We start from the raw sequence: 14,791 nt of genomic DNA, 5'->3' as shown, positions 1-14,791 counted from the left end.
TTCGAGGTCCGAAAAATCAACGCATCTCTTCCAAAACCTTACACTCCGGAATTTCTTCCTTCTCCACTTTCTTTTGTTTTCGATATCCTACGATATGTCCGGGAATCGAAGCCGCCAACCCTACAAGCTCGCCGACCGAATCGAGAATCGGTCCTGCCGCATACGTCGCATACGCAGGATATAATGTTCGATAGGCGATGAGTTCGTTTTTCAGATCGCATCTGTGTCTCAGATAGCGAAGAGCATCATCCGAAGCACGGGCCTCCGCATACAACGGACCTAAAAACGGAATCGAATAGCCGATGCTGTATAAGGACTTATATTTACGAAGCGCAAAATCCTTCGAATGTCCCCCCTCGTGTAGAACGACGGAAGGAAGATCGCTGTAAAGATTGATCGTGTTCGAATACGGGTTGTAATGATCTCCGTTGAACAATCCCGCAAAAAGTCTTCCGGGAAGAATCGCGCCGATGGCCCAGTTAAAAATTCCCACAGTATATTTCAAAATCGGATGAACGGTATCCGACTTCCAAAGTTGAACCAAATCGTCGATCGGAGCGTATTGATTAAAACGAACCTTGACGTCTTTCAGGTTGTTTTCCCGAATATAATCTTTCAGATAATTTTTGGTCTCTTCGGAAAAACGATGATTGCTCATCTTGCGGTTCCAAAGAATGAGTTTGGAAAGAACCCCGAAAACGTTTCCTAAAAAGTCCAAAAGCCAGTAAGGCTCGCCCTCTTCGAACTGAGGATTGTTTTCATCGAAGTAATTCTGATTCGGATAATACGGTTTCGCGTAGACGTATTTTTTTTCGATCGAATAGGTGCAGCCGATCGAAGCGATCAAAGCGGTTAAAAGAACGAATGCGCTCAAAAATTTTAAGATCGGATTCATCGTGTCGGAATCTCTTTTTTAGTTTCGGAAGTCGCGGGTTCCGTTTTTTTCCGCAGTGAGAATTTTAGTTTTTCAGAAAATTCTAATAAAGCGGTTCTTCCGAGTTGGTTGAGTTGATCTTCTCTGTTTCCTCGAAATCCCAAATAAGGCATGTAGATCAGCCAGCCGACGATGGTGGCCGTCGCCAAAGTAGAATGACAATCGGTCACGTTCGATTCTATGGAATCGGCATATTGAAAATCCAAGACGCTCGTATTTTTGGAAAGATCGGTCACCTCGATGGCAAGTTTGACCCCGGTCACGCTTCCCGAAAAACAATGATCGTCGGTTTTAAGTTCGAAGTCTTTGACGAAGATTTTGTATTTGCCGTTCGTTTTGTAATCGTTGCGGTTTCGATCCAGTTCGCGGCGGAGAAGCACTCCGATGGAACCGTATTCGTTTTCCAGCTTATCGGGAGCTAAAAAGAAAAGGGAAGATACGCGACGCGCAAAGGTTGCATTGCCGAGATGCGGTGCTTCGCCGATTTCAAACTGGGGATTGGGATGCGGAATCGCCAAGTGAGGAATTGTATCCAAATTTCCTATGTCGAACGCATCCGTCCCTTGTTTCGGAATATAAACTCGGATCGCGATGCAACCGGAAAGTAAAAGCAACAACGCGAAAGCGAGAATCCGCAAAACGAAAGAATTATTGTTTTTCATCGGCGACCTCTTTCGTGACCATGCCCGTCATCGTCGTACAATATCCAGTTCCGAGCAGTCCGTAAAACCAGGATTCCTGCAAAGTGATCTCGGAAAGAAAACCGTCCTTTGCTTGTGCGGAGAGTTTTGCGTAGGCTCGTACAAAACGATCGTTGATCCCGATGGGAATGACCAACAAGAGAACGAATCCGCATTCTTTCGCATATACGGGATAGGTGACGCTTTTTTCCGATGTCGGTTTAACGATTTTATTTTCCGGAATCAGAAGCGGCTGCGCAAAACAAGAAACAAAAAGGAACAAGCAGAGGAAAGCCGATGTGAAACACAGGAAGACGGGGCGCAGCTTCATCGGACCGCCTCTCCCGAAATCGTCATACACTGGACCATTCCCGCCACCGCCCAAAACCAGTATTCTTCGATTTGGATGTTCTTCAGACCTTTGGCGCCCGGAGATTGTTTGACCGCTTCGAAATAAGCTCGATTGAGTTTCGAGTTTTGGGTCATCGGAAAGAACGTGTACCAGGGAACGATAAACCCCAAAAAACCGCAGGCGGTTCCCTGCACCCTCCCGATGGGTTTTTCCTCTCCGTTCAAAGAGGGTTGTATCACCACATATTCGGAAGAGCAGCCTAACGCAGCGTATAACAACCCGATCGAGAGGAAGACCACAAGGACGCGTTTCATAAAAGAATCCGCGTCGATGTTATCCGCGGTCGACTTGCGGCGTAAAGTGTTTTTTAAAGTTCATTCACCCCAGACTACGACGCAGTTTTTGTAAAAGATCGGGCCCAAAAAACTGAAGGAAGAATAGTCGACGACTGCGATTTTCTCGATGTTGAATTCCTTCGCTATGTCGGCGACGCTGTTTTTCGGTCCCCGATACGATGTGCTGTAATAAAAAAGGGAAATCGCATAGGCGCAACTTTCTCCCTTTTTCAAAATTCTGGCGGAGGAAATCATGTTTCCGTTCGTTTTGGAAAGAAGGTGCTGCGTATTATAGGAAAAAACGGCGGCCGGTTCCGAAGTGGAAATACATCCCGCGAAAGAGAAGGCGAAAGCGAGACAGAAAAGAATCGCTATTTTTTGAATATTCAAAATCCGTTTCATTCTTTTTCTCCCGTTACGATCACGCAGTGGTTTCTATAAACGAACGCGAGAATGTGAAGAACGCTGTAATCGACGATCGCGATTCTCCGTATTCCGTTCTTTTTGGCAACGGAGCCCGCACCGGCGTCCCCGAAGCTGAGCACGCCGAGAATGTTATGAATGCATCCTTCCGCGGTAGCGTCTTGTCGCACTTCGTTCGTCGGATTGATTTCTCCCGGATATAAGTTGTGCGTGAATAACAACCCGCCCACGGGTCCGGAAGCGCATTGAACGAAAACGGTGGAAAGGAAAAGACAAAAAAGGACTCTTACGATCGTTGTCATTTGTCTTCCTCCTCGTCCGATTTGTCTCCTTCGGGTTTGATTTCGGTGACGGTCGGAGTTTTTTGTTTGATTCGTTTTTCTTTCGCTTCTTCCTTAACCTTCAGCGCCGGAACCGCCGCGGATTCTCCCGTTACGATCGTGCAAAAGCTATGATAGACGATTCCTAAAATTGCCGTGTGTTCGTATTCGATATGTGCAATTTTTTGAATATTCGCTTTGCGGGATGCGTTTCGAATGGAGGAATCGCCCCAGGCGAAAAGAGCGAGCGCCGATCTAGAACAGGATTCTCCGCGTTCCAGGTTTCGAGCGTTTCCGTTGATCGTGTGAGGAATGGATTCGTTGTGAAAGATCAATCCTCCCTTGTACCAAAGTTCGAGGGAAGGTCTTCCGTACGCCGGGGTGGGATTGGTGTTCATCTCTTCCGATCCCACCGGGGAATTGAGTATGTTGACTCCGGTGCATTGGAAAACGAACAATAGAAGAAAAAGGATCGGGACTCGAATCGGAATCCTCGGACCTGAAAATAGTTGGAATCGAGCCATCTTGAATCCTCCGCGAAATTATATCCCGAAAGACCTTGATTCTATGACAGTAAATTCCCTTTTTTGGGAAAAAATATCCATTCGAATCTTTGTGAAGGATGGAACGCTGACAATAGTCTGACAATCGAGATTTCGAATTTAACGTTCGGATAAAAAATCGGATTCTTCCGTATCGTATGTGAACGGCGATATGATATTGGATAAGTCTTCTTCCTCTTGTTGCTTTCGGAGTTTTGCGAAGAAGGATTTCCATTCGTTCGATCTTTGTTCGGAAGTTTCGCTCGGATTTTTCCGCAGTTGAAAAAGAGCGTATAACAGGAGTTCGCGGTTGAATCCGGTTTGTTTGAGTTTGGCGTCGAGGAACGTTTCGTTTCCTTCTTTTCCGTTTTCCACGATTTCTTGAAGAATTTCGATCGCCTGTACGTCTATGACCGATCCCTGTTGTCTGTAAATTCTATGAAGTGGATACAGAATCTCTTTGGAAGGTTGTCCGTTCTTTTTCAAAGTTAGATAGTAGGCTCGTCTGGACATCGAAAGCGATTCCACAAATCTTCGGTTCTGCAAAAATTCAAGCGCGGATTCGTATGCGAAGATCGGTTCGTTTCGAAAGATCGCCGCCCGATCCAAGAGCGCTTGTTCGAGCCCGGCCGATTTTTTTTTCTTCAAGCATAAAAGAAGAATTCTGTGCAAGAATCGATTTTCGGGAAAGTAGAGGAGGAATTTTTTGCATTTTACGATGCTTTCGTCGATTTTTCCGGTTTCGTACGAAACGGTCACTTCGGCTTCGATCGCGGACAAATCGTTCTGATACGGATTGTTTGCCTCGATCCAACGCAACGTTTCTTTGTAATATTCTAAATTTCCCAATCTCGAGCTCAACACGAGAATCTTAAATCGAAGAATCGGATTTTCCTGATTTTGAGAAAGACTGAGTCTTGCGAAATGATAGGCTTTTGCGGGCTTTTTTAATTCTTCATAACCGCTTACGATTTCGGTCCAAAGGACCGAATTGTCCGGTTCGATGGCGAGGCTCTTTTCAAAACTCTCCATCGCCGTTGTGAGATCTCCTTTTCCGATCCAGGCTCTTCCTTCGATCTCGTAATAGGCGGCCGTTTTTTTGTTTCCAAGAGAATTCGCGATTTCGAGTTTCTGCAGGGCTTCATCGTAGCGGAGGCGGCCCAATTCTTCCCTGGCCTGGCGGAGCAACTCCCCGTAAGAAAAGGTTGAATTCCCATAGAGCGTTGAATAACCTGTGCAAAGTAAAAAAAAGAAACAAGTGGATAGTAGTTTCCCAGGCAGTCTGTCGGGTAGAATTCTTCCCATCTTTTTAAACATCGGAACATTGAAAAAAAACAAGAGGTTTCACTGAATGAATTCAGTTACGATTATTATCGCCATGTCTATTTTGGCGATCGTTACTGCGGTTGTGTATACCCTGAAGGTCGTCCGTATCCAAGTCGGCGCCGCAGGCGGTAACGAAAAAGAAACGAAAAAACTTTTAGAAATTTCCTCCGCCATTTCCGAAGGCGCAATGGCCTTCCTCGTTCGGGAATACAAAGTCATTTCCCTATTCATCGCTTTTATGGCGGTTTTGATCGTCCTTCTTTTGGACAATCCGATCACAGAAGGCTTTAACGACGGAGTTCATACCGCAATCGCGTTTGTTTCCGGGGCTTTGATCTCCTGTCTTTCCGGTTTTATCGGGATGAAAATCGCCACCGCAGGAAACGTTAGAACTGCGGAAGCGGCTAAAACTTCTATGGCGAAAGCCTTCCGAGTTGCGTTCGACTCCGGTGCGGTGATGGGATTCGGTCTGGTGGGTCTTGCGATCCTCGGGATGATCGTTCTTTTCCTCGTTTTTACGGGATTACATCCAACCGTTGAAAAACATTTTCTTATGGAATCCTTAGCCGGTTTCGGTTTAGGCGGTTCCGCTGTGGCTCTTTTCGGTCGAGTAGGCGGCGGGATTTACACAAAGGCCGCGGACGTCGGAGCGGACTTAGTCGGCAAGGTGGAGAAGGGAATTCCGGAAGACGATCCGAGAAACCCGGCAACGATTGCGGATAACGTGGGAGACAACGTGGGAGACGTTGCCGGAATGGGAGCCGACTTATTCGGTTCTTGTGCGGAAGCGACTTGTGCGGCTCTTGTGATCGGTGCGACGGCTTCGGCTCTTTCCGGTTCCGTGGACGCGCTTTTGTATCCTCTTTTAATCTCCGCATTCGGAATTCCCGCTTCTCTTTTGACGAGTTTTCTCGCAAGAGTGAAGGAAGGCGGAAACGTAGAATCGGCTCTGAAAGTTCAGCTCTGGGTTTCCACGCTTCTCGTTGCGGGAATCATGTATTTCGTAACGAACACGTTCATGGTGGATTCTTTTGAAATCGCAGGAAAGACGATCACGAAATGGGACGTTTATATCTCCATGATCGTGGGTTTATTCTCCGGAATGTTCATCGGAATCGTAACCGAGTATTATACTTCTCATTCTTACAAACCCGTAAGAGAAGTCGCGGAAGCGTCTAACACCGGTGCGGCGACCAACATCATCTACGGATTGTCTCTCGGATATCATTCTTCCGTGATTCCCGTGATCCTGCTCGTGATCACCATCGTTACCGCGAACCTTCTTGCGGGAATGTATGGAATCGCGATCGCGGCTCTGGGAATGATTTCCACGATCGCTGTCGGATTGACCATCGACGCATACGGTCCTGTTGCCGATAACGCGGGCGGGATCGCTGAGATGGCGGAACTCGGAAAAGAAGTTCGCGACAGAACCGATACGCTGGATGCGGCGGGAAATACGACTGCGGCGATCGGAAAAGGATTCGCGATCGGTTCCGCAGCGCTGACTTCTCTTGCACTCTTTGCTGCGTTTATCACGAGAACTCATACCACAAGTCTCGAAGTTCTGAACGCGGAAGTGTTCGGAGGATTGATGTTCGGAGCGATGTTGCCGTTCCTCTTTACCGCGATGACGATGAAGTCTGTAGGTAAGGCTGCAGTCGACATGGTGGAAGAAGTTCGTAAACAGTTCCGCGAAATACCGGGCATTATGGAAGGAAAGAACAAGCCGGATTACAAACGTTGTGTCGATATTTCCACGACCGCGGCTCTGCGCGAAATGATTCTTCCGGGACTACTCGTTCTTTTGACTCCGATTCTCGTTGGATATCTTTTCGGAGTAAAAACTCTTGCGGGTGTTCTTGCGGGTGCGCTCGTTGCGGGAGTTGTTCTCGCGATCTCCGCGGCAAACTCCGGCGGGGGATGGGACAACGCGAAGAAATACATCGAGAAAAAAGCCGGTGGAAAAGGTTCCGATCAGCACAAGGCCGCCGTGGTAGGCGATACCGTTGGGGATCCGTTCAAGGATACTTCCGGGCCTTCGATCAACATCCTCATCAAATTGATGGCGATCACAAGCCTCGTGTTTGCGGAATTTTTCGTTCAACAAGGCGGACTTTTGATGAGATTGTTTCACCATTAAGAATTTCTAAATTAGGATTTCTTGAAATAGAAAACAAGGAGGTTCTTTTCGCTCGCGCGAGAAGAACCTTTTTTATTTTCGGGCGCCTCTGCGGAAATTTTTTGGATTTAAAAGCGCAAAGCCGCTTTTTTTGACAGAATTCTCTTCGCTTTTTTCTTGCCAATTCTACGAAAGAACGATCTCCTTCAACGTTATGAATCTACGTTCTTTTTTGATTCCTGTTGTAATTTCCGTTTTGTATGCGATCGCGGTGCAGTATTGTTTTCGAATCGAATCCCTAAAGGACCTCGGGCTCGGAATGACTTACGGAGGAATTTTTATTCTTCCCTTTTTGATCGGATTGATTTCGTGCTACAGCGCCGAAAAATCGAAGTCCCGAACCGTGCTTTTTCATATATTCTTTCCTTGGTTGCCGACGATCGTTTCCATGCTTTTCGCGCTTTTGGTGAATATCGAAGGAATGATTTGTCTCACCATGGGTCTTCCGATTTATCTCGTCTTATCGAGTTTAGGCGGAATAGCGGTCGCGATTTGGTTTTATATTTTTCCCGAGAATCGAACGAATCTACTAGCCGTGTTCTCACTTCTTTCGCTTCCGCTTGTTACCGGATATTTCGAAACCTTTTGGGATTTGCCGAATGAAATTCGTATTGTGGAAACGAAGATTACGATCGAATCGACACCGGAAAAAATTTGGAAGAACATCGTTCGCATTCCGGAACTAGAAAAAACCGAGGAAGGATTTTTTTATTCAATGGGATTTCCAAGACCGGTGGAAGCTACTCTTTCTCACGAAGGAATCGGAGGAATTCGAGAAGCGAGGTTTGAGAAGGGATTGGTCTTTTACGAAACGATCACCGAATGGAAACCGGAGCGTAGGTTGAAGTTCGAAATCCAAGCGGATCCGAATCTGACTCCTCTGACAACCTTGGATCCTCACGTCGTTCCCGGCGGAATTTATTTCGACGCGTTGCAAGGGGAATACGAATTGGAATATAATGAAAACTTAAAGTATCCTGGAAAGAAAACCGTCGTTCTTCATTTGAGAAGCAAATACCGTCTATCGACTCACTTTAATTTTTATGCTTCTCTCTGGGGCGATTTTTTGATGAGGGACATTCAGAATTCTATATTAAGAATTTTGAAACGGAGAATGGAAGGGAAATGAATTGAATTGCGATGTTTTCAACGATCGTAGATTTTGTCTTTGTATCCTTTCTGATACGATTGTGGAAGAATTCTAAAAAAAGGAATCCGTCCTGAAATGATTCATTTGAGATGATGCCGAAGAAAATCATTATAGAAACCGGACGTTATCGAAAATCGTAGACAATCTTCACGTTGAGACTTTTTCCTTGTTCGTTGTTTATGTTCGAGGTTCCTCTGTATTCCATAATCCTTTTCGAATTCGTATCGTAGACCATGTCGATCGGTTTCACGAAAACGGAAAAGAGCGCGTTGTCGATTTTCATCCTCAAAAAAAGGGCGGGTTTGCCTTTGTAATCTCCGATTTTGGTCTTGGAAACGGAAAACGCAAAAGAGTCCTTCTCGACGGGGACTAAAAAGCGAAAACGAATGGTTTTACCTTCTAAAAGCGAATCCCAATTGGCTTTAATAAAATAATCGAAACCTCCGTCCATCGATGCCGGCTCCGAAAACGATACTAACTTTTCTTCCAAAGGTTTTTCGAAGGCCCTTCGAGCAAATAGTCGTACGGTTCCCGTTTTTAAAAAAGAACCTCCCTCCAGATAACCGTCACGCAGATCGTCCAATTGAAAATCCGGAATCATATTATTTTTGGAAAATTCGATTTTCTTTTTTGCAAAGACTTTCCCATTCGTGTCCTTATATCGGATTATCGAATAGGAATGGTCTCCATTCTCCCAAACTTCTTCGTGATGATCGTAATAGAGAATTTTTCCCGAATTTAGATCTGTTGCCGTTCCGAAAAACCGCAACTTTTTAGTTTCCCCGTATATTGAAAATGATTGAATTAAAATTAAGAATGGGATTAGTTTCCTCATTTTTTGTTTTCCCGAATTTCTTTTCTTAGACTGTAAAACTGAATTTAGGAAATAAATTTTAGATTTCCGAATCGATCCGACATCTTAGAAAAAATTCGAATTTTAATTTCTGGGATGAACGGGAGTTCGTCAGTAGAACGGATATTTTTCTCGATATAAAGGGGGTTTCGTAGAAGCCGCTTCGAATTCGGTAAAGCAGTTGTTTTGTTTAGAACGCTGGAGTTCCAACATTTTCGGGGATGGATTTATACTTGTAGAACGTAGGATTTTCTGATAGGGGGAAAATCCGGAAATCTTCCCGCCTCCGTACAAACTTAATGGAAAGCTTTCTTAAGGGCGCGCCATAGCTCGAGCTCGCACGATTTACAAAGGATCGTCGGAACTTCGACAAATCTCCCCAACGTTGTCAAAATCTACTACAACAATCCCTGGATTTCCTCATACAACCTCTTTGCCGCACCGCGTCCGCACTGAACGAATTCTCGGTTTTGTTTTCGAATCGTTTCTAAATCCGATTCCGCAAGATTCAGAACTTGGAATACGTCTTCCGGACTCGATACGATAAACAGGCCTCCCGTTTTTTGCAAAATCATCGCCTCGGGAGAATTGGAGATTTTCGGACCGGTCATCAAGGGTAAACCGAACGTGGCCGGTTCCAAAACGTTATGCACACGATTGTGAAGCGCGCCCCCGACATACGCGAAGTCCGCCGCTTGATACGCGAAAGCCAGAACGCCTAACACGTCGAATACGATCGTCTGCGCGGTCATCGTCTCATACGGAGTGGAAGTCCAGGTTCGATATTCCATCTTTGCGTCCTGCAGACGATGTTCGATCGAAACGATCCGATCGGGAGACGTTTTGTGGGGAAAAATCCAAAATGCGAATTCGTTTAACAATCCGGGATTTTTTTCCCGCAGAAGTCCGTATAAAGAGGCGATCAATTCTTCGCAGGGCTCGTAGGTGGATGCGAATAGTATGATTTTCGAATACGGATAATTCTTCGGTCTTTTGAATTCCTTTTTATTGTCCTCGATCTTTTTCAATACCGTGTCGAATCTTGTGTCGCCCAAAACCTTGACCGGAACGTATTCCGGAACCAGCGCGCGAAACGCTTCGTAAAACGATTCGTGCGAAGGATAGATTCCGTCGAGATGACGAAAGACAGCCTCGGTCAATCTTCCCATCAAACCTTGTTTGCGCGCGCCTATCACCGCGGAACCTAACACGACTTTGGCGCCGAAACGTTTTGCGGACAAGATCAGATTCGGCCAAGTGTCCCAGGCCATCAGCACGAGAACCTTCGGTTGAAAACGGGAAAAAATCCAATCGTATCCGAACGGAGTGTCGATCGGAAGACGGAAGGTTTCGTCCGCGGGAAACGCTTCCAATTGAGAATCGCGCACACTTTCCGAAAAAACGGATTGGATCAAAAACGAAGAAGGATCTTTCTTTCGAAATTCCAAAGCAAGAGCGCGGCACTGATCCAATTCTCCCACCGAAGCGGCGTGCAGCCAGATCGTATGTTTTCCCGAAAGATCCAAATTTTTGGAAAGAATTCGTTTCTTATCCGCCGAACGTTTGCCCAAAAAAAGCCTGGCCGACGGAAATAAGAGAAGGAACGGAACGAGAAAGACGAGAAGAAAGATCGTCAGGATTTGATAAAGAAAAATCATAGGTTTATGAGCGGAGTTTTATTTGCTTTTGATCTGATGGACACCCTAATCAAGGATCCCTTTCATTCTGCACTTTATAAAATACTTCCTAGCGAATCGAGAGAAAAATTCATTCAGGGAAGGGAAAGAGAAGCTTTCGTGGAATTCGAAAAGGGACGGATCGAAGAGGAAGAATTTTTCGAACGATTCTATCTGCCCGAATATAGAAACGGGGATTTGCCCGATCCGAAAGAAATCAAGGCGCTTATGTTCAACAAGGTCCGTTTGATCGGAGAAACCGTTAAGATCGTCAAACTTCTCAAGGCGAACGGAAACAAACTCGTACTCGCGAGCAATTACTCGGTATGGTATAAGGAATTTCATAAGTTCCCCGAAATGCAGGAACTCTTTTCCCACTTCGATCAGCTCTACTTTTCCTGCGAACTCGGAACCCGCAAACCTGCGGAAGAATACTTTCAGTGGATTCAAACGGATTTTCCGGATATGCGCTACGTGTTGATCGACGACAATGCGACTAACGTGGAAGCGGCCGGATATATGGGATGGGATACGTTTCAGTTTAATCCGAAGACGCCGACCGAACTCACGGAATTCTTCAGAAACCAGTACCCCAATTATCTTTGATTTCCGCGCCGGGATAGGCCTCGTCTCTCGTATCCACGAGGATTCCCATACGATCCAGATAAAAAACGAATTCTCCCTTTTGCTGAAACGGCCCGGGGATCAGACGAAGCTCCGCGATCTCGAACGGATAACGGAGACTTCGGTTTAACCAAATGTTTCTTCCGGGAATTTCCAATTTTTTTTCGATTCGTTTCCAACCGTCAAAGGCCAAATCACCCAGATCGATTACGATTTCCTTAGACTTGTGCTGATGCAGAACGAGTTCCAGTCTCGCGTTTTGGGAAGAAGCATACATCCAAAAGAAGATTCTCGTGGGCCTTCCGATCGGAAGACGGATCTTTTCTTTCGGACGGATTTCGAGATGGGCGTGTTTCGGGTTTTCGAAAAAGGTCTGCACCATCATCGAACGATAATCGTTCGCGGGAGAAAGAGAAGGGTAGGATTCTCTTTCTTTGAGAAACGCTTGGTTGGACGGAATCTGAGAATTAAAACGGATCTCGTTTAAAAACGAAACCCCTCTGTAAATTTCCCAAGGCCTCGCGCCGTCGAAAGCATCCACGAGAAAAAGATTGTATTGTTTCCAATCCGCGAGTATCTTTTCTAAAATCAAAACCCGGCTGATTTCGTCTTCGTCGCGTTTGACCGGCGCGGAGGAAAGCGGCGCCGCGAACTCGATCGCCAGACAAACCCCCAAAAGGCAGAAAAAGAATCGGAAACGCGCGGAAAAGAAGACTCTCACAGGATTCTATTCGGAGAAAATGAGACTAAAAACAGAGAGAAAAAACCGATATTTGAATCAGGTACAATCATGAGACGAGACCAGTTGAAAATCATACTTTCCGGAATCTTAGTATTGCTGTTGGGATCTTTGATCGTTTACAGCTATCTCTTTCGGGAAGATATTTCCCGTTTTCTCAAAAAGAAGGAAAGCGAGGAAGTCTCGAACAACTCCAAAACCGATCGGGTAATCTTAAGCCCCGAGATGAATTCGGAACCTCCGATTTCTCCCAACGACCTAAATACTCTCCCGACCGAAGAAAAAAAAGCTCCTACAAGCGGGGAATTCTCCGGGGAACGGGAATCGGCTCAGCGTGAAACGGCGCCTTCCCCAGAAAAGAAAAACAATTCTCTCAAGGAAGAATGGCCGGAAGAAAAAAAATCCGGTTCCTCCGAAAAAGCCGAGCGTGAAAAATTTCCCGAAGACAAATGGACCCCTCCGAAAGACGAAACATCCCGAACCTACAAGGACGAAGAATCCAAAAAGGAAAAAGTCCGTGAGTCCCGCGATCGCGACGATTGGGAAACAAAAGCCGATCGCTATTCTAAAAAGCGTTCTTCCAAGAAATCGAAACTCAAAAAACATTCCGTTTCGAAAACCGGAAAACGGATTCGTTCGCTGGAAACGAGAGTGGATCGACTCGAGAAAAAACTCGGTATCTCGCCTTCCAAAAAGAAACACAAAACCGGGAAGTCCGGTAAACGAAGCCTGGAAAAACGGGTTCGCAAGTTGGAACGGGAAATGGAAAAATTAAAAACCAAAGAATGACATGGGGATCGCAGAACGTTATCAGGAAATCAACGAAGAGATACGAAATCTGAGACCGGAAAATCCTCCCGTCCTCATCGCGGTTTCCAAATTCCAACCGCTTTCCAAAGTGAAAGAAGCGGTCGCGGGCGGTGTTCTTCATTTCGGAGAAAACCGAATCCAGGAAGGACTCGAAAAATTTTCAGAATGGATCCAAGAAAAGAATTCCCCCTTGGTTCTGCATCATATCGGCCCCGTTCAGAGCGGCACCTTACGCAAGTTATTCGCCGGTTATTCGTACGCGCACGGAGTGGGGGCGATTTCGACGGTGCGGGAACTTCTCGCGCGCGCGGATAAGGAACAAAAACCGATCCGTTATTTTTTACAGGCGAACCTGACCCAGGAAGATACGAAACACGGTTTCGAAAAAAAAGAACTGATCGAAACGCTTATGAAAAAAGAAAATTTATCCAATGCGTTTTGTAAACTCGAAGGAATGATGGTGATGGGGCCCTCGGACGGAGATCCGATCCGTACAAGACAAGTCTTTCGCGAACTCGCAGAGATCAGAAAAGAGTATATGCCCGAAGGAAAACTTTCCATGGGTATGTCCGGCGATTATAAGATCGCGATCGAAGAAGGAAGCGACTTCGTCCGAATCGGAAGCGCTATTTTTGGAGAAAGGAACTGAAATGAAACATACGATCGGCATTGCAGGCTGCGGAAATATGGGAGGAGCGATTTATCTCTCCCTCAAAAAACGTTATCCGACACAGGTTTTGGGTTACGACCCCTACATGACCTCGAATCAAAAAATCGAACTCGTTTCTTCTTGGGAAGAATTCTCCGCAAAGTCCGACGTGATGATTGTCTGTGTAAAACCCGGCAAGGTCACGGAGTTACTCGGACAAATCAAATCGCCCAAAAAAATCATCTCCGTCGCCGCGGGAATCGGAACGGAAACGCTCCGAAAACATCTTCCGAACGGATCGCAAGTCGTACGCGTTATGCCGAATCTTCCTTTGCTCGTATCGGAAGGTGCGATCGGTTACTTTGGCGATAAGGATTTGTATGAAACCGTAACCGAAATCTTTCAATCCCTCGGTCATTCGGTGGAACTGGGTTCCGAATCTTTACTCGATGCGGTTACGGGATTATCCGGTTCGGGACCGGCGTTCGTTTTTAAATTCATTCAAGCGTTAGCCGAAGGCGGAGTTCTTTCCGGACTGGGTTATCAAGAGGCTTTGGATCTCAGCATTCAAACCGTGATCGGTTCTGCGGAACTTCTTCGCAAAGAAAGAAAAAAAGATCCTTCCGCTCATCCGGAAGTTTGGAAGAATAAGGTGACTTCTCCCGGAGGGACGACGATTGCCGGGCTTGCGGAGTTGGAAAAGAACGGATTTACGGATTCGATTCTGCAAGCAGTCAAAGCGGCCACCAAACGTTCTCAAGAGTTAGGCGGTTGAACGATTTTTTTCTCGTTCTATAGAAAGAGATTCCGAAATCAAGAATCGCTATTAAAATCGGCGACTCGATCCGGTTCGACTCGCGTTGTTATGCGAATCTTCTCGTGAAAACGAACTCCGCTTTGGAGAAATAGAGTAGTTCTTTTTGGTTAGTTTGTTTAACGCAAATAGCCTAACGGTTTCCTGTGAGTAAATATTCATGTTCTGATTGCAAAAAAGAGAGCAAACTTCTTATAATACGAAGTTATACAGGAAAACAATTCTTAGAGTTAAAATTTATCTTGAAAAGAAAGAGGGAAGGATTAAAACACTAGCGCGGACAGGATTCGAACCTATGACCTTTGGGTTATGAGCCCAACGAGCTACCAGCTGCTCCACCGCGCGGTGTCTATAGGTCAGTATTTGCTTGGAAGCTTCGAAA

Annotated in this window: 17 protein-coding genes and 1 tRNA gene; 6 read left to right on the top strand and 12 right to left on the bottom strand. The window is 45.9% G+C overall.

Annotation, left to right across the window (positions count from 1 at the left end):
* Positions 1-16 precede the first annotated feature (16 nt).
* The 8 genes from LFX17_RS11755 to LFX17_RS11720 form a co-directional block, all read right to left on the bottom strand.
* Positions 17-895 carry a hypothetical protein gene (locus tag LFX17_RS11755; protein ID WP_238730422.1) on the bottom strand — a complete coding sequence of 293 codons (879 nt, stop codon included), beginning with the start codon at positions 893-895 and terminating at the stop codon, positions 17-19.
* A complete protein-coding gene (locus LFX17_RS11750; protein ID WP_238746840.1) occupies positions 892-1,596 on the bottom strand; it encodes a hypothetical protein in 705 nt (234 codons plus the stop codon). Before LFX17_RS11750 ends, LFX17_RS11755 begins: the two co-directional genes overlap by 4 nt.
* On the bottom strand, positions 1,583-1,897 hold the full coding sequence (locus LFX17_RS11745) for a hypothetical protein (protein WP_238730420.1): 315 nt from the start codon (positions 1,895-1,897) through the stop codon (positions 1,583-1,585). The genes LFX17_RS11750 and LFX17_RS11745 overlap by 14 nt, the downstream gene beginning before the upstream one ends.
* Before the next feature lie 44 nt (positions 1,898-1,941).
* Positions 1,942-2,280: a hypothetical protein gene (locus LFX17_RS11740; RefSeq protein WP_238746838.1), complete on the bottom strand. Its 339-nt coding sequence runs from the start codon at positions 2,278-2,280 to the stop codon at positions 1,942-1,944.
* A gap of 60 nt (positions 2,281-2,340) precedes the next feature.
* Positions 2,341-2,703, bottom strand: a complete 363-nt coding sequence (locus tag LFX17_RS11735; RefSeq protein ID WP_238730418.1) for a TRL-like family protein — start codon at positions 2,701-2,703, stop codon at positions 2,341-2,343.
* Positions 2,700-3,026: a TRL-like family protein gene (locus LFX17_RS11730; RefSeq protein WP_238746836.1), complete on the bottom strand. Its 327-nt coding sequence runs from the start codon at positions 3,024-3,026 to the stop codon at positions 2,700-2,702. The genes LFX17_RS11735 and LFX17_RS11730 overlap by 4 nt, the downstream gene beginning before the upstream one ends.
* On the bottom strand, positions 3,023-3,568 hold the full coding sequence (lsa14, locus tag LFX17_RS11725; RefSeq protein WP_238746834.1) for an adhesin Lsa14: 546 nt from the start codon (positions 3,566-3,568) through the stop codon (positions 3,023-3,025). The genes LFX17_RS11730 and lsa14 overlap by 4 nt, the downstream gene beginning before the upstream one ends.
* 138 nt (positions 3,569-3,706) lie before the next feature.
* Positions 3,707-4,924, bottom strand: coding sequence for a tetratricopeptide repeat protein (locus LFX17_RS11720; protein ID WP_238746832.1), 1,218 nt, complete (start codon positions 4,922-4,924; stop codon positions 3,707-3,709).
* A 13-nt stretch (positions 4,925-4,937) separates the two neighbouring features.
* Here LFX17_RS11720 and LFX17_RS11715 point away from each other — a divergent pair, with 13 nt between their 5' ends.
* Both LFX17_RS11715 and LFX17_RS11710 read left to right on the top strand, forming a co-directional pair.
* On the top strand, positions 4,938-7,055 hold the full coding sequence (locus LFX17_RS11715) for a sodium-translocating pyrophosphatase (protein WP_238730414.1): 2,118 nt from the start codon (positions 4,938-4,940) through the stop codon (positions 7,053-7,055).
* Between the two features lie 193 nt (positions 7,056-7,248).
* Complete coding sequence (locus LFX17_RS11710; RefSeq protein WP_238746831.1) at positions 7,249-8,223, top strand: SRPBCC family protein; 975 nt, start codon at positions 7,249-7,251, stop codon at positions 8,221-8,223.
* A 145-nt stretch (positions 8,224-8,368) separates the two neighbouring features.
* On the opposite strand, the gene LFX17_RS11705 is transcribed toward LFX17_RS11710, so the two are convergent.
* Complete coding sequence (locus tag LFX17_RS11705) at positions 8,369-9,013, bottom strand: hypothetical protein (protein ID WP_238730412.1); 645 nt, start codon at positions 9,011-9,013, stop codon at positions 8,369-8,371.
* Positions 9,014-9,495: 482 nt separating this feature from the next.
* Positions 9,496-10,755, bottom strand: a complete 1,260-nt coding sequence (locus tag LFX17_RS11700) for a 3-deoxy-D-manno-octulosonic acid transferase (protein ID WP_238746829.1) — start codon at positions 10,753-10,755, stop codon at positions 9,496-9,498.
* 6 nt (positions 10,756-10,761) lie between these two features.
* Here LFX17_RS11700 and LFX17_RS11695 point away from each other — a divergent pair, with 6 nt between their 5' ends.
* A complete protein-coding gene (locus LFX17_RS11695; protein WP_238746827.1) occupies positions 10,762-11,379 on the top strand; it encodes an HAD-IA family hydrolase in 618 nt (205 codons plus the stop codon).
* Here the strand turns inward: LFX17_RS11695 and LFX17_RS11690 are convergent.
* Positions 11,351-12,073, bottom strand: a complete 723-nt coding sequence (locus tag LFX17_RS11690) for a flagellar filament outer layer protein FlaA (protein WP_238731585.1) — start codon at positions 12,071-12,073, stop codon at positions 11,351-11,353. The two genes, LFX17_RS11695 and LFX17_RS11690, sit on opposite strands and share 29 nt — an antisense overlap.
* Before the next feature lie 114 nt (positions 12,074-12,187).
* On the opposite strand from LFX17_RS11690, the gene LFX17_RS11685 reads away from it, so the two are divergent.
* From LFX17_RS11685 to proC, 3 genes are read left to right on the top strand one after another with little or no spacing between them, the layout of a single operon-like run.
* Positions 12,188-12,925 (top strand): hypothetical protein, encoded by a 738-nt coding sequence (locus LFX17_RS11685; protein WP_238730409.1) that lies wholly within the window; start codon positions 12,188-12,190, stop codon positions 12,923-12,925.
* Between the two features lies 1 nt (position 12,926).
* Positions 12,927-13,595, top strand: coding sequence for a YggS family pyridoxal phosphate-dependent enzyme (locus LFX17_RS11680; protein WP_238730408.1), 669 nt, complete (start codon positions 12,927-12,929; stop codon positions 13,593-13,595).
* A gap of 1 nt (position 13,596) precedes the next feature.
* On the top strand, positions 13,597-14,370 hold the full coding sequence (gene proC, locus LFX17_RS11675; RefSeq protein WP_238730407.1) for a pyrroline-5-carboxylate reductase: 774 nt from the start codon (positions 13,597-13,599) through the stop codon (positions 14,368-14,370).
* A 311-nt stretch (positions 14,371-14,681) separates the two neighbouring features.
* Here the strand turns inward: proC and LFX17_RS11670 are convergent.
* A tRNA-Met gene (locus LFX17_RS11670) sits at positions 14,682-14,754 on the bottom strand.
* Between the last annotated feature and the right edge of the window lie 37 nt (positions 14,755-14,791).

The sequence above is a fragment of the Leptospira sanjuanensis genome (assembly GCF_022267375.1).
GTDB lineage: Bacteria > Spirochaetota > Leptospiria > Leptospirales > Leptospiraceae > Leptospira > Leptospira sanjuanensis.
Note: the sequence above shows the minus strand (reverse complement) of the source record. Positions and strands in the feature narration are given on the sequence as shown.

Coding starts and splice junctions, on each gene's coding strand:
- LFX17_RS11755 (WP_238730422.1), bottom strand. CDS start 895: ATGAATCCGATCTTAAAATTTTTGAGCGCATTCGTTCTTTTAACCGCT.
- LFX17_RS11750 (WP_238746840.1), bottom strand. CDS start 1,596: ATGAAAAACAATAATTCTTTCGTTTTGCGGATTCTCGCTTTCGCGTTG.
- LFX17_RS11740 (WP_238746838.1), bottom strand. CDS start 2,280: ATGAAACGCGTCCTTGTGGTCTTCCTCTCGATCGGGTTGTTATACGCT.
- LFX17_RS11735 (WP_238730418.1), bottom strand. CDS start 2,703: ATGAAACGGATTTTGAATATTCAAAAAATAGCGATTCTTTTCTGTCTC.
- LFX17_RS11730 (WP_238746836.1), bottom strand. CDS start 3,026: ATGACAACGATCGTAAGAGTCCTTTTTTGTCTTTTCCTTTCCACCGTT.
- lsa14 (WP_238746834.1), bottom strand. CDS start 3,568: ATGGCTCGATTCCAACTATTTTCAGGTCCGAGGATTCCGATTCGAGTC.
- LFX17_RS11715 (WP_238730414.1), top strand. CDS start 4,938: ATGAATTCAGTTACGATTATTATCGCCATGTCTATTTTGGCGATCGTT.
- LFX17_RS11710 (WP_238746831.1), top strand. CDS start 7,249: ATGAATCTACGTTCTTTTTTGATTCCTGTTGTAATTTCCGTTTTGTAT.
- LFX17_RS11700 (WP_238746829.1), bottom strand. CDS start 10,755: ATGATTTTTCTTTATCAAATCCTGACGATCTTTCTTCTCGTCTTTCTC.
- LFX17_RS11695 (WP_238746827.1), top strand. CDS start 10,762: ATGAGCGGAGTTTTATTTGCTTTTGATCTGATGGACACCCTAATCAAG.
- LFX17_RS11685 (WP_238730409.1), top strand. CDS start 12,188: ATGAGACGAGACCAGTTGAAAATCATACTTTCCGGAATCTTAGTATTG.
- LFX17_RS11680 (WP_238730408.1), top strand. CDS start 12,927: ATGGGGATCGCAGAACGTTATCAGGAAATCAACGAAGAGATACGAAAT.
- proC (WP_238730407.1), top strand. CDS start 13,597: ATGAAACATACGATCGGCATTGCAGGCTGCGGAAATATGGGAGGAGCG.